At 35.0% G+C, this 23,143-nt stretch carries 23 protein-coding genes and 1 pseudogene; 14 read left to right on the top strand and 10 right to left on the bottom strand.

Features of this window, described 5'->3' with window-relative positions; genetic code table 11:
* Window positions 1-80: 80 nt before the first annotated feature.
* Window positions 81-311 (top strand): annotated as a pseudogene (locus AC07N0_RS00950) (sodium:proton antiporter); the annotation flags it as partial.
* 303 nt (window positions 312-614) lie between these two features.
* On the opposite strand, the gene AC07N0_RS00945 reads toward AC07N0_RS00950, so the two are convergent.
* The 4 genes from AC07N0_RS00945 to AC07N0_RS00930 all read right to left on the bottom strand — a co-directional run bounded on the left by AC07N0_RS00945 (window position 615) and on the right by AC07N0_RS00930 (window position 5,468).
* A complete protein-coding gene (locus AC07N0_RS00945) occupies window positions 615-1,832 on the bottom strand; it encodes a peroxiredoxin family protein (protein WP_494587777.1) in 1,218 nt (405 codons plus the stop codon).
* A gap of 324 nt (window positions 1,833-2,156) precedes the next feature.
* A complete protein-coding gene (locus AC07N0_RS00940) occupies window positions 2,157-3,398 on the bottom strand; it encodes an RsmB/NOP family class I SAM-dependent RNA methyltransferase (protein WP_492800357.1) in 1,242 nt (413 codons plus the stop codon).
* A 366-nt stretch (window positions 3,399-3,764) separates the two neighbouring features.
* Window positions 3,765-4,649: a cysteine synthase CysM gene (gene cysM, locus AC07N0_RS00935; RefSeq protein ID WP_494587776.1), complete on the bottom strand. Its 885-nt coding sequence runs from the start codon at window positions 4,647-4,649 to the stop codon at window positions 3,765-3,767.
* Window positions 4,650-4,658: 9 nt separating this feature from the next.
* Complete coding sequence (locus AC07N0_RS00930) at window positions 4,659-5,468, bottom strand: serine O-acetyltransferase (protein WP_494587775.1); 810 nt, start codon at window positions 5,466-5,468, stop codon at window positions 4,659-4,661.
* A 198-nt stretch (window positions 5,469-5,666) separates the two neighbouring features.
* Here AC07N0_RS00930 and AC07N0_RS00925 point away from each other — a divergent pair, with 198 nt between their 5' ends.
* The 3 genes from AC07N0_RS00925 (at window position 5,667) to AC07N0_RS00915 (ending at window position 9,186) form a co-directional block, all read left to right on the top strand.
* A complete protein-coding gene (locus AC07N0_RS00925) occupies window positions 5,667-6,518 on the top strand; it encodes an SdiA-regulated domain-containing protein (RefSeq protein WP_494587774.1) in 852 nt (283 codons plus the stop codon).
* A gap of 229 nt (window positions 6,519-6,747) precedes the next feature.
* A complete protein-coding gene (locus tag AC07N0_RS00920) occupies window positions 6,748-7,443 on the top strand; it encodes a response regulator transcription factor (RefSeq protein ID WP_309914109.1) in 696 nt (231 codons plus the stop codon).
* A 216-nt stretch (window positions 7,444-7,659) separates the two neighbouring features.
* Window positions 7,660-9,186: a glycoside hydrolase family 10-like protein gene (locus tag AC07N0_RS00915; protein WP_494587773.1), complete on the top strand. Its 1,527-nt coding sequence runs from the start codon at window positions 7,660-7,662 to the stop codon at window positions 9,184-9,186.
* A 3-nt stretch (window positions 9,187-9,189) separates the two neighbouring features.
* On the opposite strand, the gene AC07N0_RS00910 is transcribed toward AC07N0_RS00915, so the two are convergent.
* On the bottom strand, window positions 9,190-10,935 hold the full coding sequence (locus AC07N0_RS00910) for a capsule assembly Wzi family protein (RefSeq protein ID WP_494587772.1): 1,746 nt from the start codon (window positions 10,933-10,935) through the stop codon (window positions 9,190-9,192).
* 149 nt (window positions 10,936-11,084) lie between these two features.
* Between AC07N0_RS00910 and AC07N0_RS00905 the strand changes: the two genes are divergently transcribed.
* On the top strand, window positions 11,085-11,528 hold the full coding sequence (locus tag AC07N0_RS00905) for a small multi-drug export protein (protein ID WP_492800352.1): 444 nt from the start codon (window positions 11,085-11,087) through the stop codon (window positions 11,526-11,528).
* Here the strand turns inward: AC07N0_RS00905 and AC07N0_RS00900 are convergent, their stop codons facing one another.
* The 3 genes from AC07N0_RS00900 to AC07N0_RS00890 all read right to left on the bottom strand — a co-directional run bounded on the left by AC07N0_RS00900 (window position 11,529) and on the right by AC07N0_RS00890 (window position 13,830).
* Window positions 11,529-12,263 (bottom strand): glycosyltransferase family 2 protein, encoded by a 735-nt coding sequence (locus AC07N0_RS00900; protein WP_494587771.1) that lies wholly within the window; start codon window positions 12,261-12,263, stop codon window positions 11,529-11,531. It lies immediately after the preceding gene.
* 86 nt (window positions 12,264-12,349) lie between these two features.
* Entirely contained in the window at window positions 12,350-13,411 is a 1,062-nt protein-coding gene (locus tag AC07N0_RS00895) for an NAD-dependent epimerase/dehydratase family protein (RefSeq protein ID WP_492800350.1), read from the bottom strand.
* Between the two features lie 101 nt (window positions 13,412-13,512).
* A complete protein-coding gene (locus AC07N0_RS00890; protein ID WP_492800349.1) occupies window positions 13,513-13,830 on the bottom strand; it encodes a hypothetical protein in 318 nt (105 codons plus the stop codon).
* A gap of 399 nt (window positions 13,831-14,229) precedes the next feature.
* Between AC07N0_RS00890 and rho the strand changes: the two genes are divergently transcribed.
* The 6 genes from rho to AC07N0_RS00860 all read left to right on the top strand — a co-directional run bounded on the left by rho (window position 14,230) and on the right by AC07N0_RS00860 (window position 18,820).
* Entirely contained in the window at window positions 14,230-15,948 is a 1,719-nt protein-coding gene (gene rho, locus AC07N0_RS00885; RefSeq protein ID WP_494587769.1) for a transcription termination factor Rho, read from the top strand.
* A gap of 301 nt (window positions 15,949-16,249) precedes the next feature.
* Complete coding sequence (locus AC07N0_RS00880) at window positions 16,250-16,642, top strand: hypothetical protein (protein ID WP_494587768.1); 393 nt, start codon at window positions 16,250-16,252, stop codon at window positions 16,640-16,642.
* 135 nt (window positions 16,643-16,777) lie between these two features.
* Window positions 16,778-17,029, top strand: a complete 252-nt coding sequence (locus tag AC07N0_RS00875; RefSeq protein ID WP_494587767.1) for a hypothetical protein — start codon at window positions 16,778-16,780, stop codon at window positions 17,027-17,029.
* Window positions 17,030-17,199: 170 nt separating this feature from the next.
* Entirely contained in the window at window positions 17,200-17,652 is a 453-nt protein-coding gene (locus AC07N0_RS00870; protein WP_494587766.1) for a DUF6896 domain-containing protein, read from the top strand.
* Window positions 17,653-17,918: 266 nt separating this feature from the next.
* Window positions 17,919-18,245, top strand: coding sequence for a hypothetical protein (locus tag AC07N0_RS00865; protein ID WP_494587765.1), 327 nt, complete (start codon window positions 17,919-17,921; stop codon window positions 18,243-18,245).
* Window positions 18,246-18,373: 128 nt separating this feature from the next.
* On the top strand, window positions 18,374-18,820 hold the full coding sequence (locus AC07N0_RS00860; protein WP_494587764.1) for a PA2169 family four-helix-bundle protein: 447 nt from the start codon (window positions 18,374-18,376) through the stop codon (window positions 18,818-18,820).
* Between the two features lie 6 nt (window positions 18,821-18,826).
* Here the strand turns inward: AC07N0_RS00860 and AC07N0_RS00855 are convergent, their stop codons facing one another.
* A complete protein-coding gene (locus AC07N0_RS00855; RefSeq protein ID WP_494587763.1) occupies window positions 18,827-19,432 on the bottom strand; it encodes a 2,3-bisphosphoglycerate-dependent phosphoglycerate mutase in 606 nt (201 codons plus the stop codon).
* A 214-nt stretch (window positions 19,433-19,646) separates the two neighbouring features.
* Here AC07N0_RS00855 and AC07N0_RS00850 point away from each other — a divergent pair, with 214 nt between their 5' ends.
* From AC07N0_RS00850 to AC07N0_RS00840, 3 genes are read left to right on the top strand one after another with little or no spacing between them, the layout of a single operon-like run.
* Window positions 19,647-20,456, top strand: a complete 810-nt coding sequence (locus AC07N0_RS00850; protein ID WP_494587762.1) for an MlaE family ABC transporter permease — start codon at window positions 19,647-19,649, stop codon at window positions 20,454-20,456.
* Window positions 20,457-20,462: 6 nt separating this feature from the next.
* Window positions 20,463-21,233, top strand: coding sequence for an ABC transporter ATP-binding protein (locus tag AC07N0_RS00845; protein WP_492800342.1), 771 nt, complete (start codon window positions 20,463-20,465; stop codon window positions 21,231-21,233).
* 2 nt (window positions 21,234-21,235) lie between these two features.
* A complete protein-coding gene (locus AC07N0_RS00840; protein WP_323246052.1) occupies window positions 21,236-22,228 on the top strand; it encodes an MlaD family protein in 993 nt (330 codons plus the stop codon).
* Between the two features lie 105 nt (window positions 22,229-22,333).
* On the opposite strand, the gene AC07N0_RS00835 is transcribed toward AC07N0_RS00840, so the two are convergent.
* Window positions 22,334-23,077, bottom strand: a complete 744-nt coding sequence (locus tag AC07N0_RS00835) for a GLPGLI family protein (RefSeq protein WP_494587761.1) — start codon at window positions 23,075-23,077, stop codon at window positions 22,334-22,336.
* Window positions 23,078-23,143: the final 66 nt, after the last annotated feature.

Below are 23,143 nucleotides of genomic sequence, written 5' to 3'. Positions count from 1 at the left end.
TGGTGTTCGTATTTTTAATAAAGGCTTTTCAAAATTGTGAATCTTTAAAATTAAAATAGATTTTATTCTACCTTTACTGTATGTATGATTTAGCAATTTTCCCGACAGATTCAAAAATCTGGGAATTTATGGCTTATTGTGCTGGTACAGGGGGAAGTGTTTTGATTATTGGCTGGGTAGCAGGTGTAGCGGTGATGGGTATGGAGAAAATAGATTTTCTTTGGTATATGCGTAAAATTAGCTTTACAGCATTGTTAGGATATTTTGCTGGGGTAGGGGCTTATTTGTTGATTTATGCTTTGTTGCATTAATTTCAAAAGATGTTGCTTTAAAAAGGGGAGATGAGAAATGAATTTCTATTAGTCGGTGACTTAAGTCTTATCAATTACCCACATCGTTTAAAAAGTTGAAATAAAGATGTGATTATTGATAAAATTGGTTTGAATAGGCTTAAATCGCCTTTCAAACCGAGCTTTGGTCGTCTCTTGTCATAGCCATTTCTTATTCCTAGCGAGGGACTTAAGTCCCTCGCTAGGAATAAGAATATGATTAGCACTTATAGATATATGAGTAATTGATAAGACTTAAGTCACCGACTAATAGAAAATTTATTATTATTCCTTAATCAACTCATCTATCGTGCTTTCAAATTCATTCACCCATTCAGTATAATATTTACCAGTACCAGGGCCAGAGAAACCTGCGTGTGTTAAGCGAATGACTCCTTTTTTATCCAATATGATGGTTGTAGGGAAGCCTATAACTTGGTTGAGGGATGGCAAACTTTGTGAAGCACTTTCTGAATTGTTTAGCCCAGCATTTAATAACTGATAGTCAATTCCAAAGCGTTTGCGAAGTAATGCCATTTTCTGTTTAAAGAATTCTGTTTCGGTCGATTTTTCGTAGGCTAAGCCAATTACTTCAAAACCACGTGCTTTGTTTTTATTATAAAAAGGCACTAGGTAATTAGTTTCGTCCATACAGTTTGGGCACCATGAGCCTAAAATTTGGACTACTACTACTTTGCCTTTATAAGCATTGTCTGAAAGAGATACTTTTTCACCTTTTTCATTTAAGAATGAGAAATCAAAACGATCGTAGCCATCTTTCAATAAAGTGATTTTACTTAAATCAGGCAGGCTTGCATTGTCATCTCTTTTCGCTTCAAAGTTTCTGAATCCTTTAATGCCTCCATAAAATTTACCAGTAATTTTATCCCCTTCAACTTTCGCTTTTAACAAGAAAGCATGGGAGCCATCGAAAGTAGAAAGGAACAAGCTATCGCCAACAATATTGCCATCCATATAGCGGTAGTCGCCAGTAGTTGTCAAGAACGACCCCGTTACGGTAGTTCCTTTTTGTTGGAAAGTACCCACAGCATAACTAGCTTTTTGAGTTTCAGCATTGATAAAATTCACAGACCATTTACCTGTAGTATTACCAAGAATCGCCATTTTGTTGGTTCTGAATCTGAACGCATATCCTAAAGTAGCTTGGAACGGAGATTGAGCAAAAGATTTACGACCCTTATTTTTACGATAAAAGCCTGTAAGGTTCTTATCACCTTTCTTCGCTATAATTTCAGCATCAAATAATGAAATTGGAATAATCAGCGAATCGCCTTCTAAAGTAGCTTCATCTGTTTTGAATCTTTCAGTAGCATTCAATACATACACATCAAACTTTTTTTTGTTTTTAGTAGGTTTAATCTCAAGGCCAAAAGGTAATGAACCACCGTCGGTCTGAATAGTTGCTCGCCAACGAGTAGCTACCTGTGCATCTACGTTTTGCCCAATCAGTGTGATTAAAAATAAAATGATTAATTTTTTCATTGTGTAATTAAAGGATAGTTGATGAAAACAGCATTTGAAAATTTGAAGATAAGTTAATTTGAAAATGTGACAAATCACTTACTATTCAAACAAAAAGTCTTGATATATTCGTTCCTTTTATATTGAAGCTGTTTAAACTTTCCCTTTTGGGTTAAACTAAGTCTTTTAGAATAGCTTGTTCCAAAATTTACTCAACGTAGCGATGCTATGCTTCGCAAATTTTGAAAAAATCAATTCAAAAATACAATACTTTCACCTCAGAAACGGAAAGTTTAAACAGCTTCATTTTCAAATCTACACATTTTCAAATCTTCAAATTAACCTTTATTTCTTCTGTAAGCAAGCCATATAAAAGCCGTCATAGCCTTCTTTAGCAGTAGAGGTTCTGCGTTCGCCTAAGAACTCCCATTCATCTCCAAACTCAGCCATAAATCGTCTAATATGATTTTCGCTTTCAGAAGGTAAAAGACTACAAGTAGCAAAAACCATTTTTCCCCCTTTTTTCAGCATCGCAGAATATTCAGTAAGAATATTCCATTGGGTTACTCTGAGGTTATCAATGAATTCTGGCGTCAATTTCCATTTAGAATCAGGATTTCTACGGATAACTCCTAAGCCTGAACACGGCACATCAAGCAATAATCTATCGGCACTGGCTTCGTATTTTTTCAATACTTTAGGCTCAATCAATTTTACTTCTATATTATCTACACCATTTCTTTTGGCTCTTTTCATTAACTCAACCAACTTGTATTCCTCCACGTCCATCGCTACAATTTTCCCTTTGTTTTCCATCAAAGCCGCTAGGTGAAGCGATTTCCCCCCTGCACCAGCACAAGCATCTATTACTCTCATGCCAGGCTGTACATCCAAGAATGGGGCAATCAATTGCGAGCCTGCATCTTGTACCTCAAAGAATCCTTCTCTGAAATAATCAGTTCTAAAAATACTCTGGCGTTGTTTTAATATCAACGCATCTGGCAGACCTTCTGGTACTATGGTTTCAATGTCGATAGCATCCAACAAATCTTGTAATTTATCCTGATTGGTCTTTAATCTATTGGCTCTTAATACTACGGGTGCTTGTTCGTTCATGGCCATGATTTCTTCCGACCATTTTTCATCGCCTATTTCTTCTTCACATAGTTGGTCAAGCCAGTCGGGTACAGATTCACGAATTTTGCGAATCAACATACCTTCTTCAAAGCGGTCTAATATTTTGCCCGCTTGGATATGCGAAAATTCGTCCCATTTTGGCAAGAACTCGACATTATCGGCATTTGGATACAAACGTTTTTTGATTAATAACCATGAGCCAACAATTTGCCAGAAGTAAGGAGCTTTCAGTTTATCTTCATAAAGATTGTTCGAGAAAAGTATTAAACGCCAGTAGCGGACAATTTCATAAGTAGTTTCGGCAATAAAGGCACGGTCACGGCTACCCCATTGCTTGTTCGATTTCAATGTCTGTTCAATTACTCGGTCGGCTTGACGAGGATTCTTAACAAAAAATATTTCTTGCAGAGCCTTTACGGTTGCTATCACTAATGGGCGATGAAGACGCATGCTAATCTTGGATTTTCAAATTTTGATACTATTAATAAATACAAAGTTCCGAAAATTTGTTGATACTTGCTCTTTTTTATAGAACTGAGGGCTTTTAAATACCGCTTTGAAAATATTTAATTTTATTTTGAAAAATAGTTTAATAATTTTTCAATGATGAAACAAAAATATATCATCTGGCGTTTTACTATCATATCGCAAATAAAACAAAAAAGCCCTGCTTCACAGCAAGGCTTTTTTTATGTTCAAAAACAAATACCTTTTACTAAGTAGTTAATGAAAAAACAATATTATTGTGTAAATGAGATTGACAAGTATGAGCTATTTTTACACTCAAAACTCACAATTCACAACTCTTAATTAGTCTTAGCTTCCGAATAAATCACTTGAAAGATAACGGTCGCCACGGTCGCAGATAATACAAACGATAACGCCCGATTCTAATTCCTGTGCTAATCTAACAGCGGCTGACGCAGCCCCACCGCTACTCATTCCTCCAAATACTCCTTCTACTTTCGCTAACGTATTAGCCATAGCACGTGCTTCTGTTTCTGAAATATCCATAATCCTATCAACTCTCGACGCATCAAAAATCTTAGGGAGGTATTCTTTTTCCCAACGACGAATCCCCGGAATCTTTGCTCCTTCAGTCGGTTGACAACCTACTATCTGAATAGCAGGGTTTACTTCTTTCAAAAATTTAGAAGTACCCATTATTGTTCCTGTGGTACCCATAGAACTCACAAAGTGGGTTATTTGCTGATTGGTATCTTTCCAGATTTCTGGCCCAGTAGAATGATAATGAGCCATGTAATTATCAGGATTAGAAAACTGGTCTAACATAAAAAATCCACCCTCTTTTACTTTAGCTTCAGCATAATCTCTTGAGCCTTCAATGCCTACACTAGCAGGCGTAAGGGTAACGGTAGCTCCGAAAGCCTCCATCGTTAATACTCTTTCACGTGTAGAGTTTTCGGGCATTACCAATTCAATGTCAAGGTCGTATAATCGAGCAATCATCGCTAGGGCAATACCTGTATTGCCAGAAGTAGCTTCAATCAATTTTGTGCCAGGTTTTATCTCGCCACGTTCTACAGCTCCGCGAATCATTCCATAGGCAGCACGGTCTTTTACCGAACCCCCTGGGTTATGTCCTTCTAGTTTTCCGTAAATCTTAACATTCGGATTCGGATTTATTCTGTTTAATTCAACAATTGGCGTATTGCCAACTAAGTCTAAGAGTGTTGCCATTCAATTATGTTACTGCAATATTTTTACCTGCTCTTGGTGATATATTTTTGTGAATGAAGGAATGCTACGGGTAAGCCAAACATTTCCTCCGATGATAGAATTTGCCCCTACTACGGTCTCTCCACCCAAAATCGTGGCTCCAGCATAGATTACTACGTGGTCTTCAATCGTAGGGTGACGTTTTAGCGAAGCCATTTCTTTGCTAACTGATAATGCTCCGAGGGTAACACCTTGGTATAGTTTTACATGTTTACCAATGGTGGTGGTTTCGCCAATTACCACACCAGTACCGTGGTCAATCATAAAATATTCATCTATGTTTGCACCAGGATGAATATCAATCCCCGTTTTTGAGTGGGCATACTCTGTCAGCACCCTAGGAACAATAGGTACGTTCATCTCTAATAAAGCATGAGCAAGGCGATAAAAGAAGATGGCATAAAAACCTGGATACGCCCTGATTACTTCGTATTCGCTTTGGGCGGCTGGGTCGCCCATCATGATGGCTTGTATATCTGTTAGTAGTACTCTGTAAATTTCTGGAAGTTTTTGAATATAAGCCTCTGCCAAAGTACGGGCATCCTCTTCAAGATGTTGTTGCATAGACCGCAATACACGGGTGAGCCTCAATTGAATTTGATCAAAGGCTTCTTGCAATTCGTCAACACAGCCAAAATGGCGTTGTGTTTGTTCTGGAAACATTGCCAACAAAATGTCGGTAAACAATTCTTTCACCGTCGAAGTAGAGGGAAAAGTATTGGGTTTTGAATGTTTTTGGCAAAGAGCCTCTAAAAAACTATTGGGCAACGGTTGAGACATCGGTTATCAAATATTTATTAGCAAACTAACCTGATATTTGTAAAAGCATAAAATAAAACCATATTATTTTGCTTTATTATGGAAACAATTAACTACTGATTAATTAAATTTCACGCAATGATAACGATAAATGTACTGATTTGATTCTGTTTTGCTAAAAAAATCGTTAATTCAGGACTAATCTAAATCCCTATTATTATGTTCCATTCAAAAATTGTTTTATGGTTGTTCAATCTTCAATTGCTATTGTGTAGCTGTCATAAAGAAAGCAGTAAAAGTGATTTTTCGAAAGGAGGTAATTTTTATAAAATAACATCCCTTGGGAAATTAGCTCCCGAAGTAAATGAAAGCTCGGGCATTACAAAAAGCGCTAAGGACACTACCTTCTGGACGCATAACGACAGCGGAGGTAAACCTGAAATTTATGAAGTAGATATGCATGGAAAGCTTTTATCTACAATCCACTTTAATAATATTGAAAGCGAGGATTGGGAAGAAATCACCAGAGATAAAAATGGGAATTTATATATCGGAGACATCGGTAATAATAGTAACACCAGAAGAAATCTAACGATTTATAAAGTAAACGAAAACAATCCTACTCATACGGAAGCCATTTCTTTTCATTATGCTGACCAAGAGCGTTTTCCGCCAGATAAAGCAGATAAAAATTTTGACTGCGAAGCATTTTTTGTGCATGGCGATAGCCTATATTTATTTTCAAAAAACCGAGGCAATGATTTTGTGAAAATGTATGCCGTTCCGACCAAGGCTGGGAATTATGCATTGTTGCCTAAAGGGCAAGTATTAATTAATGCTATGGTGACTGGCGCAGCAATAAGCCCCGACGAAAAAACATTTGCCCTTATAACCTATGGCAAAGTAGTATTTTTCAAAATCAAAAATCATGTAATAGACTTCAAACATCCCCAAAAATGCTATCTTTTGGCTTTTCAACAATCAGAAGCCATTACCTTTTTAACAAATAATACGCTATTGGTAACAAATGAGCAAGGGGAAATAATTAAAATTGACATTGAAAAAAAATGATAAATGGAGGGTGATACCAAATAATCATTTTCATTTTCAAAGAATGTCCAATGATAATTTGCTTAAATGCCTCATTATGTTTGCTTTCATGGATTCTGTAAAGATTCAATGATTTAGATTTAACAATTCCGTAATATTGAGCTTATTAATTTTGCATTAACAATTGAGCAGAAGAAGTATTTAATTAGGGTTTTCTTAATGAAAATTATGGATTGCTGCAAACGAAAATATGGCAAACGCATTACCTATTCCCAAAATTTTACTGGTTGATGACGATCCAGACATCATTGAGTTGTTAGAATATAATCTTCAGAAAGAAGGTTTTGAAATTCAATCAGCTTTGGATGGCATTCAAGCTTTAGAAGTAGCAAAATTTTTCAAACCAGATTTGATTTTACTGGATGTTATGATGCCCCGTCAGGATGGTATCGAAACGGCAAGACAGCTCCGTCTGATTCCAGAGTTCAAAGAGGTTTATATCTTATTCCTTACGGCTCGTGCGGAAGAATACACAGAAGTAGCAGCTTTTGATGTAGGGGCAGACGATTACATCGTGAAACCTATTAAACCTAGGGCGTTGGTAAGCAGGATAAAAGCGATGTTTAGGCGTGATGCACAGCAGATTGAAAATGATGAGAAAATTGAAATAGGCCAACTGGTGATAAATCGTACAAACTATAGTGTATTGAATGATGGAAGCCCTTTAGTAATGCCTAAAAAAGAATTTGAATTGCTTTCATTCTTGGCCAAACATCCTAATAAAGTGTTCAACCGCGACGAATTATTAGAAAAAGTATGGGGAGCAGATGTGTACGTGGTAGAAAGAACAGTAGATGTTCATATTAGAAAATTAAGAGAAAAGATTCCTGAGCATTATATCAAAACCCTTAAAGGTGTTGGTTATATGTTTACCTTGGAAGACTAAATAGTATTAGCAATTAAGGTTAGTAAAAGCAGTGTATATATTCTTGACACCTCAAGAATATATACACTGCTTTCTCGTTTAGAACCAGAGAGTTTTACCCGAATTACCGATTTAGGTGATAATTCATTATTTTTGTGTGAATACGGTTTAGCCTTTTTTCACAGGATTTTCTTAGACAATGTTTTTATTTAAGAAATCTCACCTCTTGTTTCGTATATGATGATTAATAAATTTATACTGATATTTTTTTCTAGCCTTACTTGTTTTAGCTGTAATGCCCAGAGTCCTGAGCTGAGTAAACCTCAGAAACACGAATTTAGAGCAGTTTGGATAGCTACCGTAGAGAATATCGATTGGCCAAAATATGGTCAATATGATTCAGACCTTCAAAAACAAGATTTCACCCGAATCTTAGACGAGCATAAGAAATCAAACCTGAATGCTGTGTTTGTACAAGTGCGTGATGCTTGCGATGCTTATTATGCCAAAAGTACCGAGCCTTGGTCTGAATTTCTGACAGGTCAGCAAGGTAAATTTCCCACACCATTTTATGACCCGCTCAATTTTATGATTGAAGAAGCCCATAGCAGAAACCTAGAGTTTCATGCTTGGCTAAACCTTAATCGTGCTACTTTCAAAAAAGGGAAAACGATTGCTCCAGACCATATCAGCGTAACAAAACCAGAATGGATGTTGGTGTATGATGGACAAAAACTATTGAATTTTGGTATTCCCGAAGTAAGACAATACATCACTGACATCGTAGTACAGGTTGCAAAAAACTATGATATAGATGGAATCCATTTCGACGATTATTTTTATCCTTATGAGGTAGCAGGGGGAGTGTTGAAAGATGAGGAGACTTTTAGAAAATATAATGGAGGTATCAAAAATATCAAAGATTGGCGGAGGAGTAATACTGATTCGTTAATCTACCAAATTAGCGAAGCCATCAAAAAAGTGAAGCCAAGGATGAAATTTGGCATTAGCCCATTTGGTGTTTGGAGAAACTATAGCACCAAAAATCCCACAGGCTCACTGACCAATGCTTCACAAACGTCGTATGATAATTTATACGCCGATACACGTAAATGGCTTCAACAGGGATGGATAGATTATATTGCACCACAAATTTATTTTGACCAAGCTCATGGTAAAATACCTTATAACGAGCTAGCATTGTGGTGGGGGCAAAATACCTTTGGCAAGCACCTGTATATCGGGCATGGAATCTATAAAATTAAAGCAGGGTGGTTATTAACAGAAGCCCCGAAGCAGATTAAATTTAACCGTGCGAACCCGACAATTCAAGGAAGTATTTTTTTCAGTTCAAAAAGTTTAACCGAAAACTACGGAGGATTTCAAGATTCCCTACGGAATGATTATTACCGTTATCCAGCCATTATTCCAGCGATGCCTTGGAAAGATAGCATTCCACCTTTGTCCCCCCAAAAGTTAATTGTTGTGAAAAATGATGAGGGAATCCCTGTATTAACTTGGCAACCTGGCGAAAAGGCTACCGATGGTGACGAAAATAATTATTTTGTCGTATATCGTTTTGAAAAAGGAGAAAAGCCAGACTTATCAAAGGCAGTAAAAATAATTTACATAGGTAAAAGCAATACTTTTAACGATACTTCTGTGGAAAAATACCGTGGTTATATTTATTGTGTGACTTCCTTTGACAGACTTCATAACGAGTCACAAGACTATGCTCTTTTTACCACCGAATATGGCTATTAATCCTTAGAATAACATTTGTCGATAAGGAAGATTCCAGCGAATACCAAAAGATTGTATCGTATTGGTATAATCCAATAAAGGATTGCCACTTTTGTAATTACGACTCAGCAAGTGTAAGTCTATGAAAAAATTATGCTTGAATTGATACGATGCCCTTACATCATAAATCATCGTATTGGTGCTTCTACCTTGTCCGATAATATTACCGTAATCATCACCATAAAGTACTTTTCTACTTCTGGTATCATAACTTTTTTGAATGTTTCCTCCCCAGTTTTCAGTTGGAGTTCTGTCTTCGCCGAATTTTGCGTAAATAATCGTTGCAATGATATTAAGTTTTTTGAGAGGTTGCCAACGAATAATATTAGACCATTCAACAAAATTGGCTCCAAGTGGGTGAGCTAAGGCTTGGTTATACTGTGTATAATTTGAACCGTCGGAATGACTATAAGTATATGGGCGAGCACCATTTACTTCAGTCTGGAAATCTAGATTACTTATTCCGAATACGTCAATATATTTTGCTCCAGCTTGAAACGCATATTTATTAGCCCAATATCCTGATGATTTGAAAATCTCTTTAGCAATAAATTCATCTAACATTAACTGACCATAGATTGAAAAACGCTTAGCAAAATTCCATTTAAAATCTAGGCCAATAAGGGCATTGTCGCCACTACCTTGAAAACTTTCTACTGAACGATAAAAAATCACAGGATTCAAATAATTCAAATCGAATCTATCACCATTTGTGCTATCACGTTGGAAAATAATGCTTTCAGAGATACCAATATTTAAATTGTTAGAAATATTTAAGCTAAGGTGGTGCATCGCCATGTATTTCTTGGGGAAAATCTGGCTGTTAGGTTGTAATCCCGTATAGACTAGCTGCGTAAAAAGATTTTGGTATTGAAACTTCCCGATATGGGTGTTGATTTTAAGAAAAAGATTAGGAGCAGCATTATCCGAAAGTAACATTGATCTGAAGCCATTCCCAATAAAATTCTTATCATGCCCGAATTGTAGTTGGATATTTTTAGTAGCTTGAAAAGTAATATAAGCCCTTGCTGCAAAGAAATCTGTACCATAAGGATTATTTTTGAAGGACTTAGTCAATCCTTCACCGGGCATTCCAGGTAGGCGGAGGTCGGCTTGTCTGAACTCATTTTGATTATAAGAATCGACAAAAGTCTTTACGTAGTCAGGAATAAAAGCTTGGTTTTCCGAAATGAAAGTATAAAAGCCTACTTTTCTATTAATCATTCCCCGAATTTCGACACCACGAGTATTTATACTTGTACTGTTCTGAGTACCGCCCGATACCGCACCATATTCTAAATTAAGTACAGGGCTGACGTGTAAATCAAGAACATCGTCGGAATTAGAATAAGCATCTGCCTTTTTTTGATAAAATATTTTCCAGAAAGGCTTTTTGCTATTGCCCGTAGTATCGTTGTTTTTCCATTCCCAGCTATCGTTTTCAAGATATTCAAGGTTAAACCTATCTCTGTCTGACAAAATCATCGAATTGCTTGCCCAAACACTATCGACCAATTGTACGACACCCTTGCGCGTATAAGGTTTGACAGTAGTATGAAAACCCTCAGAAAATTTTCCACGCTTTATTTCATAGCGATCTATTAAATGATAATAGTCTTGATTTAGAGGAACGAAAACACTTTGTGCTTGAGCATAAATACTTGCAAAGGAGCAAACTAAAAGAGTAAAAAATCGTAATTTTTGATACATAATTTTATTAAGGTTTGGGCATTTCATTTTACAATTAATACCTTCGCAAGTTAGTTTAAAATTATTGATTGAAAATTAAATAATTTCATGAGGAGATTTAATCAATAAAAAGTATAAATACTTGACTTACAACTACTAACACATTAATTATGACTTTTGGGAAATATTTTACCGTAATGCTTGCAACAGCCATTAAATTTTTTAATGGCCCTATCGCTGGAATTTTATTGGGATTGACTTGGTGGGAAACAGCTATTTGTTGTATCATTGGTATGATGACTACTGTAACCTTAATCACTTTTTTAGGAAAAAGAATTCAAACGTTAATAGCTAAATATCGAAAATCAAAACCAAAATTGTTTTCAAAAAGAACAAGGTTTGCTGTTAAAATCTGGAAAAAACTAGGCATTTGGGGTATTGCTTGTTTTACTCCATTATTTTTTACACCAATCGGTGGAACACTTTTAGCTTTATCTTTTAAAGTACCCTTCGCAAAGATTTTCTTTACAATGCTACTTTTTGCGGTATCTTGGGGTATTATTTTTAGTTATCTAATTTTCCAGATTACGTGGTTGAAATCACTATTTGTTTGATTATTTTTTCTTATAATCTCCCCGCGAAAAGAACTTTTCAATCATACAATAAAGCAAGATAAAGAAATATCTGCTTCCCATTTCCTTGATTTTTAGTTTTGATTCTCCATACTTTCTATTTGTCCAACTATTAGGGACAATCGCAAAAGAATAACCTCTAACATAGGCTTTTAGGGGTAATTCTACTGTTAAGTTAAAGTGTGGAGACATGAATGGTTTAATGCCTTCAATGGTTTCTCTTTTGTATAATTTAAAGGCATTGGTAGTATCATTGTATTTGATACCTACTAAAAAACGAATGATAAGATTGGCTACTCTGTTGATATAAAGTTTCAAAGGTGGGTAATCTATTATTTTTCCACCTTTCATAAAACGGCTTCCAAAAACGGCATCAACGTCTTTTTCAAGCATGGTGTTGTAGTACTTTACCAAATCGTTAGGGTCATCAGACATATCTGCCATCATTACCGCTACGCAGTCACCAGTAAAACGTTCAAGGCCATATCTAACAGCATAGCCAAAACCGTTAGGGCCTTTGTTAGTATAATAAACTAATGTAGGAATCTCCTTTTGTAGTGCTTGTAAAACAGCCTCCGTATGGTCTTTTGAGTTATCGTTTGTTACACAAATTTCATGCTCGATACCATTTTCTTGAAGGGTATGATATAATGACCTCAACGTTTCAGGAATTGACTCTTCTTCGTTATATGCTGGAATTACTACACTAAGTTTCATTGCTATCAACAATGAATCCGTTTGATAGCAAACGGATTCATCTTTTAATTAAATATTTTAAAGCGAAATCAAAGGCATTGAATCTCTTATAAACGAGATGCAATACCATCATGAATTTGTTGTAAAGTTTCGTTTAATCCGAAAGTCCAATTCCAATTCGGGTAATGAGACTTGAATTTAGAAAGGTCAGAAACGTACCAGATATGGTCGCCGATTCTATTGGTTTCCGAATAGCTAAAGCTCATTTTTTTGCCTGTCATTTCTTCACAAATAGCAATAGCCTCAAGCATTGAACAGTTGGCAAATCGTCCACCACCAGCATTATAAACTTCGCCAGCACGAGGGTTTTGATAGAAATTCCAGAACATATTCACTAAGTCATAAGAGTGAATATTATCACGCACTTGCTTGCCTTTATAGCCAAAGATGGTGTAGTGATTACCAGTAATAGCACATTTCATCAGGTAAGACAAGAAGCCATGTAGGGCAGTACCCGAGTGGTTTGGTCCTGTTAGGCAACCTCCACGGAAAATACCTGTTTTCATGCCGAAATAACGACCATATTCCTGCACCAATACGTCGGCTGCTACTTTAGAAGCACCAAATAATGAGTGTTTCGTATGGTCAATGCTATGATTTTCGTCGATACCGTTTTCAAAATAAGGGTGACTTGCGTCAATCTCATAACGTGTTTCAGTTTCGATTAATGGTAAATAATTTGGATTATCCCCATAAACTTTATTCGTTGACGTAAAGATAAAAACAGCATCTGGTGCATGTAAACGTGTCATTTCCAACATATTTAATGTACCGTTAGCATTCACTGAGAAGTCTGTGAAAGGTTCTTTTGCCGCCCAATCGTGTGATGGTTGTGCAGCAGTATGTAGCACACACTTGATATCAGTACCGTATTCTTTAAAGATTACTTCTAGTTGAGGAACCTCACGAATATCAGCTTGATAGTGTTTGTAATTAGAATATTGTTCTTCCAAACGATTACGGTTCCAAGCAGTAGAGGCTTCGTTACCAAAGAAGTATTGACGCATATTATTATCAATACCTATTACTAAATCAAATTTGTCTGAAAAGAAAGCGACTGCCTCGCTGCCGATTAATCCAGCAGAGCCTGTTACAAGAGCTATGTTCATTATATTGGTTCAAAGTTAAGAAATACGAAAAGCGTCACAATGTGATTTGCAACGCTTTTGAGATGTAATATTAGGTAGAAATTATATCCAAGAAGTAAAGATTAATTACTTTTAGTACCCGTACTATCATTGAATAGTTTTTCACGAATTTTGATTGCTCTTACTTCGTTTTCAGGCTTTGCTGTATATTTATTTTTTGTCTGACGAGCAGCAGAATCTGGATGTACACCATACACATATTCATCTCCTTCATGAAGGTCTGCTTGTTTGATGGTATTATTTTTTTGATAGTCACAAGCGATGGCTAACAAAGCGATACTGGCGATAGCTAAAATATTTTTGCGATTCATTTTTTCCGTGATATTCTGGTTTGATGACACAAAAATAACAGGGGATTCCCAATTAAAAAAGTTTATCATAAAGTTTAACCCTTTTTAATAAGATTCTATGAATTATCAATTTAAATCCTGCTAAAAGATAAATCCTAAAATAAGAATATCTGTTTAGGCTTTGAAAATATAATACGCTAGTGACGGTACTGATTATTAGAATGTTAAAAAAAATGTAATAAAAAATAAGCAAAAATATTTGATTATTTAAAATAATGGAATTATCATTGCAGAACAATTCACAATCCTGTGTGTTTCTTCCGTTAAGATTTTGATTATTAAATACTTAACATCATACATCCACATCATTCTAATATTTCCCAAATTTGACTTTAAAGTTGACAATCTTTTTTAAGATGTTTTTTATTAATATTTTTTAACCACAATTTAGAAAGACTTTGTTTGTAGATAGTCTATTCATTAACCCTTATGTACAAAATTGAAGAATTAGACATGATGCTTATTTCTGAGCTTCATGAGCTTGCCAAAGAATATGCCATTTCTAATGTTAATGACCTTCCAAAAAAAGAACTCATCTACAAAATTCTTGATAAACAGGCGGTAATGCCCACAAAAAGCCGCAAACCTTCCAGCAAAGATACTATGCAAGACGATAATAAAACAGAACGAAAAGTGAGGAAAGATTCCGGAGCAGCTTCAGATAGTCCTCGTCCTAAAAGACAGCGTATTTCTAAAGAAGATGCTGAAAATATAGCAGTGAGTGCTAAAAGCGCAACACCCAAAACAAGCCCTATAGAACAACCTAAGGTAAAACTGACAAAAGAAGTAAAAGAGATAAAAGTTAAACCTGAGGTAGTAACAGAAATAGCCTATGAATTTGATGAAGATCCAATCGTAGATTTCCCCATTGAAGTAGAAGAAGAATTTGCTATTGATACATCATTTATTACCCCTGATGAGCCTACGGGTGGTTTACCACAAGAACAGGAAGTACGGAGCAATGAAGTGGCTCGACAGAACAATAACGGTAACTTCAAAAAACCAATCTATAATCAAGCCATTCGTGAGTTTGATGGCATCATTGAAAATGAAGGCGTGCTTGAAATTATGCAAGATGGAGGATACGGTTTCCTACGTTCAGCAGACTATAATTACCTAGCTTCGCCTGATGATATTTATGTTTCACCTTCGCAAATCAAGCTATTTGGTTTAAAAACAGGAGATACCGTTCGCGGTTCGATTCGCCCTCCTAAAGAAGGAGAGAAGTATTTTGCCCTTTTAAGAGTAGAATCTGTCAACGGAAAAACGACTGAAGAAATCAGAGATAGAATTCCTTTTGAATATTTAACACCTCTTTTCCCAGAAGAAAAATTAAAACTTTCTTCTCGCCCAGACCAATATTCAACCCGTATTTTGGACTTATTTGCCCCAATTGGTAAAGGTCAACGTGGGATGATTGTAGCCCAGCCTAAGACAGGTAAAACGGTATTGTTGAAAGAAATTGCGAATGCTATTTCTAAAAACCACCCAGAAGTTTATTTATTGATTTTGTTGATAGACGAACGTCCAGAAGAGGTGACAGATATGCAACGTAGCGTTAGGGCAGAAGTAATATCATCTACCTTTGATGAACAGGCTGAACGCCACGTAAAAGTAGCAAGTATTGTTTTAGAGAAAGCCAAACGTATGGTTGAATGCGGACACGATGTCGTAATCTTACTAGATTCTATCACCCGTTTAGCACGTGCGTATAATACAGTCGTTCCTTCTTCAGGAAAAATTTTATCAGGTGGTGTTGATGCCAATGCATTGCACAAACCGAAACGTTTTTTTGGTGCTGCCAGAAATGTAGAAAACGGTGGTTCGTTAACAATTATCGCTACAGCGTTGATAGATACAGGTTCAAAAATGGATGAAGTAATTTTTGAAGAATTCAAAGGTACTGGTAACATGGAATTACAGCTAGACCGTAAGTTATCTAACCGTAGAATGTATCCAGCGATTGATGTTACCGCTTCAGGTACTCGTCGTGAAGACTTGTTGATGGATAAAGAAACCCTACAAAGAGTATGGATTCTGAGAAAACACATGAGCGACATGAATTCTGTAGAGGCGATGGAGTTTTTACAACAACAAATGAAAGGTACTAGAACCAACGAAGAGTTCTTGGTTTCCATGAATAGATAATAGTTTTTGAGAGGATGATATGATTGAAGATGAGCGGTCGTTACCATTTAAATTCTGTCATCCCGACATTTGAAAATAGAGGAGTTGCAATTTTTTATTGTGGCTCCTTTTTTTGTTTTATGCTGTTTGACCACGGCTTGTGTTCTAGGAGTGCATAATGATATAAATAACACAAATAGAGCAGATACAGATTAAATTTTTTATTAATTTATTGCTTGATTTGCCTTTCAAAATAAATCAAGCATAACCAGTAGAATATCAGTTGTACAATGTTGTTCTTAATCGATAAAAACGAACAAAAATGAATATACTAAGTAACAGAAGCTTTAAGATTTGGGCATATACTGTTAGTCACTCTACACTAATTTTGAGGAGTGAGATAAAATTTGAAGATCAAGAAGGATGGTCAGAAAACACGAGTTTTAATATTGATATAGAATTTTTTGCGGTCGCATATATAGATATTCCTCATTTTCTGCCAAATATTACTTTAAATGAAATGGTGATTAACATACCCGATAGATTTCAACATTACAAAGAACGTTTAGGCTATAAAGTCTTTGAAATTAAATCATCTAATAATGTATACTTTATTGTGGCGGGCGGTTATGTAATAGGTAAGAATAGTTGGATTGCAGAAGATAGAATTATCAATATGCAATTAAAGCATGATGAAATATTGGCAACATCATAATGTCCAAATTAATATTATTGATTTGGCCTATGAAATAAAAATATTGGGGAAGATTAGGGATACTAGCATTTATGTAAATCTCTTAGATAATGTTCACATCTTTTGATAAAATAATGAGCCACTAAAATACTAGAAATGAATATTGAAATTAATGAACAATATCTTGCTTTATTATATTATAAAGCCAAGCAAAACTATAAAGAATGTATTGGTAATAAGGACAATGGATTCTTAAAAGAGGAAGTTAGTGTGCCCTTTGAGTCTATATTATTAATAGAAAATAATATAAAAATTGTGTTTCATAAAAACATTTCTTATAGTTACTTATTGGAAGTAAGTCTAAAACTATACGCAGATGATAAAGAAATTGGTAAGTATATATATTGAAAACGAAACAGGTAATGAAATTGATGATAGTTTAGTTTTTTATTAATTGGGGTTGCTACTGGAGAAAATCGAGAAAATCAATAATAAAAGGAATACCCACATTAATCGATTTGTTCCTAAGCTAAAGATTTAGGCTATATAATTAAACAGTTAAGAGCTTCTTCTATAAAATGACAAACTCATCAATACTTTATAACTTAATTTTAGAATATGAGGCAACTGTAAATAATTTCAATGATTTACTTAAACAGAAGTTTAATGTTAAATTGTCTCCATTATTGGCTAAGAGAAAAGGACTTATTCCAGCTTCTGGTTTGTTTGAATCTGAAAATGGAATAATTAGATTTAGTTTTCATGGTAATGGATGCAGGTTTGAGAAAGACTCTATTAGTATCCTTGATTTTGACTATGAATTTGATAATGTTACTAAAGATTTTATTTATATGGGTTTTGAAGTAAATAGACTATTTAGCTTTGTAATGAATAACGCAGTACTAAAATCTGATTTAAAATTTAAATATATTTTCCTAAAAACCCTTCTTGAATTAGAATCTTCTGGAATCATATTGAGAAATAAAAATTCTGGTATTGATAATTATGACTATACATTAGCTAATGTATAACAAATGGGTCTTTAATTTCGTAAATCTTATTTTACCAATTATCAAAGGTCTTAATTGGTAATGATAACTAATTTCACTCTCAATAAAAGTCTAATAATTAATATTATAGCAATAGTCATATCATTGATTTTAAAAATAGAAAAATTTTTAAAAAAATATTAAAAAAAACGGCAAATCATCTGAATTTTACTTAATCTGGCATAAAAATTTGGTAATTAAATAGTCGAATACATATTATAAACCAAGTACTTAAAAAATAACAAAAGATGAAAAACCTGAAAAACTATTTCTTAATTACACTGTTATTCATGCTCGTGGTGCCTGTTTCGGTACAAGCAGAGACCTCTGAACTAGAAAAAGTAAAAACTGAAAAAGCAGCATCTCCCGAGGTGGAAGCCGAGGTAAAGTCTATGATGAATAGGCTAGAGGAAATAAAAGCAATGGATAAATCGAACATGAGTTCGGCTGAAAAGAAAGCCTTACGACAAGAAGTTCGTTCTATCAAAAAATCTATGAAAGAAGTAGGCGGAGGCGTTTACCTTTCAGCAGGTGCAATTATCATTATTGTTTTATTGTTGATTCTTTTACTTTAATTATTTATTGAGGTGTGAGCTAGTGAATGCGTTGACTAATTCACACCTCAAACTTTTTTAATATTCTTCGTGCTAAATGTGATGAAGCCTTATTAAAATAAACCTCCATTATTCCTCCACACGTACCATTGAAAAAGGCAGAAAAGATTGACGCACTCAATAAACTTATTCAAGTAAATAATGACCGCATAGTAGGTTATGAAACTGCCTTTAATGAAACCTTCGATACATCCTTAAAAACCTTGTTTACGCATTGTATTCAAACAAGTAAAGCAAATAACAAAGCCCTTATTCTGGAAGTAGAACAACTAGGAGGCGAACCTATAAAAGGAACCAAAACCGCTTTTAAATTCCTAAGAGTTTGGATGGAAATCAAAACATGGTTTACAAATCATGCTAATAAATCTATCGTACAGTCGTGTATTTTTGGAGAAAATATTGCTCTAATAATATACAAAAAAGTACTTGACGACTATCTGAAAACCCTTGAAGATAAATACGTCGTTATGATTGCTACGCAGTTGTCTTTCATTGAAAATGATTACAATAAGGTGAAGAGCCAACTAAGCGAATAATATACTTCATAAATATTCAACTTTCAGGATATTCAGTTGTCCATCAAATGTATAATTCCTTGGCGAACCTGTTGGAAGATTTACTTTCGAGATTGCTTCATTATCAATTTTTTCTAAATACATCATTAAGGCTCTCAAACTATTCCCATGGGCTACTATCAGCACGTTCTCTCCATTTTTCAGCTTTGGTTCTATCTCTGACTGATAATAGGGAACAGTTCTATTAAAAGTATCTTCCAGACTCTCTCCTCCGGGTGGACGAACAGCAAAGCTTCTTCGCCAAATCAATACTTGTTCTTCTCCATACTTTTTGGCTGTTTCTTCTTTATTGAGCCCCTGCAAATCTCCATACTTGCGTTCATCCAAAGCGCCATTTCTAACAACTGGCATAGTTTTTTGATGGATTTCTTGTAGAATAATTGCTAACGATTTCTGAGCACGTTTCAACATTGAGGTATAAGCAATATTATAGTTGATTGCTTTAATCTTTTTTCCTGCCGACAAAGCTTCTTGTTCTCCTAAAGGAGTCAATGCTACGTCTACATTTCCAGTGAAACGATTTTCTAAATTATAGGACGATTGTCCGTGCCGTATCAATGTTAATATCGCCATCTGTTTGTTTTATCAGTACTGAAAAATAAGTTTAATAACATAACGATATTAATGCATAGCTTATTCGGGGAAGGTCTAAATAGTATAACTGTTACAAATAAAAATAAATGTTTGTAATGCTAATATACCCTTGAAAGCCCTATCCTTTCCTAACTACTTTCATTAACAAAGTTATATACCGTTTAACTCCCTTTGGTATAGGGAATGAGATTTTATGAAAACAGATTCAGAAATGTCAAAAGTTGTAGTAGGGAAAAAATACGTTATCTCAAAAAAGATAGATGCTTTTTTTATAGATTTATACAATGTCTATATGTTTATTCTTCGATTTTTCAGAGAAGCTTTTTCTGCTCCTTTTGAATTCAAGGAAATCATTAATCAATGTTATTTGGTTGGTTATAAGTCACTAGCCTTAATTTCTTTAACAGGTTTTATCACGGGCATCGTGTTTACCAAGCAGTCTCGCCCATCATTGGCAAACTTTGGCGCCACCTCGTGGTTGCCCTCATTAATATCTATTGCTATCGTTAAAGCCTTGGCACCATTGGTTACGTCATTAATTGCGGCAGGCAAAGTAGGTTCTAACATGGGAGCCGAACTAGGCTCGATGAAAGTAACCGAACAAATTGATGCGATGGAAGTATCAGCCACCAATCCATTCAAATATTTGGTAGTAACCCGCATTACCGCCATTACAATCATGATTCCTATTTTGGTTTTATACACAGGTTTTGTAGGTATGATGGGCTCTTACTTAAATATCCACAAAACCGAGCTAACCAGTTTTGTTGCTTTTTTTAAAAGTGCTTTTGCTAACATTACCTTTTTAGATATTTATGCCTCTATTTTCAAAGCCATTTGTTATGGTTTTACCATTGGCGTAGCGGGCTGCTATCAAGGTTATCATGCAGGAAATGGTACGCAAGGGGTGGGCAAAGCTGCTAATACGGCAGTAGTAATATCCATGTTTTTAATTTTCGTAGAAGAAATGGTTATTGTACAATTTGTGAATGCTATTAGGTAAAAAGGAATGAAAGATAAAACCATAGATAAGGAAATCGTAATTGATATCAAGGATTTGAAAAAATCTTTTGATACGCTAAAAGTGCTTGATGGCATTGATTTGACCATTTACAAAGGTGAAAATGTGGCCGTATTGGGACGCTCGGGAACTGGGAAATCGGTGTTAATCAAAATAATATCAGGTTTATTAAAACCAGATGCGGGTACTGTAAAGGTTCTGGGGCAGGAAATAGATAAACTCAGTGGTGAAGACTTGCGAGCACTGAGGATGAAAATAGGTTTTTCTTTTCAGAATAGCGCTTTGTATGATAGTATGAGCGTAAGAGCGAACTTAGAGTTCCCACTGGTAAGAAATAAGCGTGATTTAAGTAAAAGCGAAGTAAACAATGCCATTGAGGAAGTATTGCATGAAGTAGGGTTGTCTCAAACGATCAACCAGATGCCCTCAGAGCTATCTGGAGGACAAAGAAAGCGTATTGGTATTGCACGGACACTCATTCTGAAACCAGAGATTATGTTGTATGACGAACCTACCTCTGGACTCGACCCTATTACCTCTATTGAAATTAATAACTTAATTGTAAAAGTACAGCAGGAATATAAAACCAGTTCAATAATTATTACTCATGACCTTACTTGTGCTAAAACAACTGCCGATAAAGTGACGATGTTGCAGAAAGGAAAATTTCCACAAATTGGTACTTTCAAAGAAGTTTTTAGCTCAGATGATGAGAGTCTGAGAAGTTTTTATGACTATAATTTTATTAACGATAAATGAAAATGGTAAAAAATAATCGCCCCGTAGTTGTTGGAATCTTCATCCTTTTGGGGATAGTAATTCTATTCCTTACCCTGTTTACCATAGGCGGACAAAAAGAAACCTTTGTGAAATCATTCACTGTAAAGGCTATTTTTAACGATGTGGGTGGTTTATCAGTTGGTGCTAACATCTGGTTTTCGGGTGTAAAAGTAGGGACGGTAAAGAAAATCGGGTTTTATGGTAACTCTCAAGTAGAAGTTACGATGAACATAGAAAAAGATGCTGAGAGCCATATCCGTAAAGACGCCAAGGCTAAAATTGGTTCAGATGGCTTCATTGGTAATAAAATAGTAGTTATCTATGGTGGCACGCCCGCTTATCCGCCAGTACAAAAAGATGATTTACTGAAAGTAGAAGATGGCATCAGTACTGATGATATGCTAGCAACGCTTCAAGCAAATAATAAAAACTTGCTTGCCATCACTAACGACTTCAAGAGCATTAGTGGTAAAATGAATGCAGGAAAAGGTAGTTTGGGGAGTTTGTTAAACGACCCTAGCTTTGCTATAAAGTTGAACAAAACCGTAGATCATCTGCAAGAAATGGCTAGTAATCTTAAAACTGTTTCAGAAAATAGTAAGACGACTATGCAGAATTTTGAAGAATTCTCTGGTAAAATTAATCGTCCCGGCAATTCTATTAATGATTTTGCTAGTGATACGCTCGTATATAATCGAATTGTAGGTACCGTTACGCAGTTACAAAGTGCATCGGCTTCTGTGAATAAGTTTACAGCAAACTTAAGAATGGTGAGCGAAAAAATGAATAGAAAAGATAATACAGTAGGAGTATTGTTGAATGATTCGGCATCAGCCACATCAATAAAAATGACTTTGAAGAATCTGGAGACTGGTAGTAAAAAACTAGACGAAGACCTTGAAGCGATTCAGCATAATTTCTTATTCAGAGGCTTTTTCAAGAAAAAGGAAAAAGAGAAAAATAAAGCTGACTGAAATCGTAAGTATTAAAGTTTCAAGAATAGCATTTTTAAAAAAATATTCTTTATCACTAGCGAGGGACTTAAGTCCCTCGCTAGTGATAAAGAATAAAAATTTATACTAATATCGAAGGAACCAAAAAGGATTTCGTTCTTCTTTGGTTTTCTCTTTGATAAACTTTATTTGCATGTCTTTATATTCTGCTTCAGTTATTTTCTTTCCTTTTAATTTCTTAGGTAAAGCCAGCTCTTGATTTAATTTTTTAAATTCAATTTTTGACGCTATTATCGTTACAGTGCCATCGTTGATATCTAATTCAAGAATCAATCCGGGTAATCCCCAAAGCCTTTCTGGACCAGCATTTATAGGAATATCTTGTGCAAACCAAGCAATGATTTTTTGATTTTTAATAGGATCTTCAATCATCGCTTTCATACAAATATGCCCTGCTACTTCTTTGATATCATTCAAGATTTTCCAATTAGGCATTTGTAAAGAATCTTCGATGATATAAGTTTTGCCTAACATTTCAAAAACATCAGTCATCGTATTTTTGGCAAAATTTCTATTCACACTAAATTCTTCTTTTCTGCCAGAATAGCCTTGGTCTTCCTCTGGTTTTTCATCAGAATCGATATACCTACTTTCGTTTTCATTAAAGTATAGAGTGGTATAAACCTTCCAATCATCCTTTCCTGCAAACATATAAGTCATTCTTTCCTTTTCTTGCTTACTGATATAACTCAATTGGTTGTTCATTTTTGTCCAATAAGTAGTACGAGTATAATGCACTATGCCCTCATTGGTTTGTGCAAAAAGCTGAATGGACGATAAAATAAATGCTATGATTAATATTTTTTTCATATTTCAAGTTTGTAATTATTGATATGATTCAGTTTTATAGACGATGCGCTTTCTCAGCTATCATAA

The sequence above is a fragment of the Arcicella sp. GW821-FHT09D11 genome, from assembly GCF_059416265.1.
Note: the sequence above shows the minus strand (reverse complement) of the source record. Positions and strands in the feature narration are given on the sequence as shown.

Bases quoted from the DNA above. Each gene is read 5' to 3' on its own strand.
- cysM (WP_494587776.1), bottom strand. From the start codon at position 4,649: ATGGCAACACTCTTAGACTTAGTTGGCAATACGCCAATTGTTGAATTA.
- AC07N0_RS00845 (WP_492800342.1), top strand. From the start codon at position 20,463: ATGAAAGATAAAACCATAGATAAGGAAATCGTAATTGATATCAAGGAT.
- AC07N0_RS00940 (WP_492800357.1), bottom strand. From the start codon at position 3,398: ATGCGTCTTCATCGCCCATTAGTGATAGCAACCGTAAAGGCTCTGCAA.
- AC07N0_RS00915 (WP_494587773.1), top strand. From the start codon at position 7,660: ATGATGATTAATAAATTTATACTGATATTTTTTTCTAGCCTTACTTGT.
- AC07N0_RS00870 (WP_494587766.1), top strand. From the start codon at position 17,200: ATGACAAACTCATCAATACTTTATAACTTAATTTTAGAATATGAGGCA.
- AC07N0_RS00855 (WP_494587763.1), bottom strand. From the start codon at position 19,432: ATGGCGATATTAACATTGATACGGCACGGACAATCGTCCTATAATTTA.
- AC07N0_RS00835 (WP_494587761.1), bottom strand. From the start codon at position 23,077: ATGAAAAAAATATTAATCATAGCATTTATTTTATCGTCCATTCAGCTT.
- AC07N0_RS00880 (WP_494587768.1), top strand. From the start codon at position 16,250: ATGAATATACTAAGTAACAGAAGCTTTAAGATTTGGGCATATACTGTT.
- AC07N0_RS00925 (WP_494587774.1), top strand. From the start codon at position 5,667: ATGTTCCATTCAAAAATTGTTTTATGGTTGTTCAATCTTCAATTGCTA.
- AC07N0_RS00930 (WP_494587775.1), bottom strand. From the start codon at position 5,468: ATGTCTCAACCGTTGCCCAATAGTTTTTTAGAGGCTCTTTGCCAAAAA.
- AC07N0_RS00920 (WP_309914109.1), top strand. From the start codon at position 6,748: ATGGCAAACGCATTACCTATTCCCAAAATTTTACTGGTTGATGACGAT.
- AC07N0_RS00895 (WP_492800350.1), bottom strand. From the start codon at position 13,411: ATGAACATAGCTCTTGTAACAGGCTCTGCTGGATTAATCGGCAGCGAG.
- AC07N0_RS00890 (WP_492800349.1), bottom strand. From the start codon at position 13,830: ATGATAAACTTTTTTAATTGGGAATCCCCTGTTATTTTTGTGTCATCA.
- AC07N0_RS00875 (WP_494587767.1), top strand. From the start codon at position 16,778: ATGAATATTGAAATTAATGAACAATATCTTGCTTTATTATATTATAAA.
- AC07N0_RS00850 (WP_494587762.1), top strand. From the start codon at position 19,647: ATGAAAACAGATTCAGAAATGTCAAAAGTTGTAGTAGGGAAAAAATAC.
- AC07N0_RS00905 (WP_492800352.1), top strand. From the start codon at position 11,085: ATGACTTTTGGGAAATATTTTACCGTAATGCTTGCAACAGCCATTAAA.
- AC07N0_RS00945 (WP_494587777.1), bottom strand. From the start codon at position 1,832: ATGAAAAAATTAATCATTTTATTTTTAATCACACTGATTGGGCAAAAC.
- AC07N0_RS00865 (WP_494587765.1), top strand. From the start codon at position 17,919: ATGAAAAACCTGAAAAACTATTTCTTAATTACACTGTTATTCATGCTC.
- rho (WP_494587769.1), top strand. From the start codon at position 14,230: ATGTACAAAATTGAAGAATTAGACATGATGCTTATTTCTGAGCTTCAT.
- AC07N0_RS00910 (WP_494587772.1), bottom strand. From the start codon at position 10,935: ATGTATCAAAAATTACGATTTTTTACTCTTTTAGTTTGCTCCTTTGCA.
- AC07N0_RS00840 (WP_323246052.1), top strand. From the start codon at position 21,236: ATGGTAAAAAATAATCGCCCCGTAGTTGTTGGAATCTTCATCCTTTTG.
- AC07N0_RS00900 (WP_494587771.1), bottom strand. From the start codon at position 12,263: ATGAAACTTAGTGTAGTAATTCCAGCATATAACGAAGAAGAGTCAATT.